The following is a 344-nucleotide window of genomic DNA, read 5'->3' on the forward strand; positions in this document are numbered from 1 at the left end:
CGGGCCTTGCGCAAAGCTCTACAGGAAGCTTACTTCTTGGCTACAGCAGCCTTCAGCTTCGAACCAGCGGTCAGCTTGACCGAGTGGCCAGCAGGAATCTGGATTGCTTCACCGGTCTGCGGGTTGCGGCCGGTACGAGCTGCACGATCGGTGCGCTCTACAGCCAACCAACCTGGGATCGACACCTTCTCACCCTTGGAAATCTGGTCGACGAAAACCTCGAAGACTGCATCCAGAACACCGTTGACGGCAACCTGGGAGTTTTCGGTCTTCGCTGCAACAGCAGCAACAAGTTCGCTACGGTTCATAGCCAATGTATGGTCCTCCTGGACTAGTGATCCAAG

General features: G+C 56.1%; 1 protein-coding gene. It reads right to left on the minus strand.

The window, feature by feature from the left end; all coding sequences use genetic code 11:
* Positions 1-29 precede the first annotated feature (29 nt).
* Complete coding sequence (locus EKH49_RS16420) at positions 30-314, minus strand: HU family DNA-binding protein (protein ID WP_013349906.1); 285 nt, start codon at positions 312-314, stop codon at positions 30-32.
* Positions 315-344 lie beyond the last annotated feature (30 nt).

The organism is Glutamicibacter sp. HZAU (assembly GCF_004100365.1).
GTDB classification, from domain to species: Bacteria; Actinomycetota; Actinomycetes; order Actinomycetales; family Micrococcaceae; genus Glutamicibacter; species Glutamicibacter nicotianae.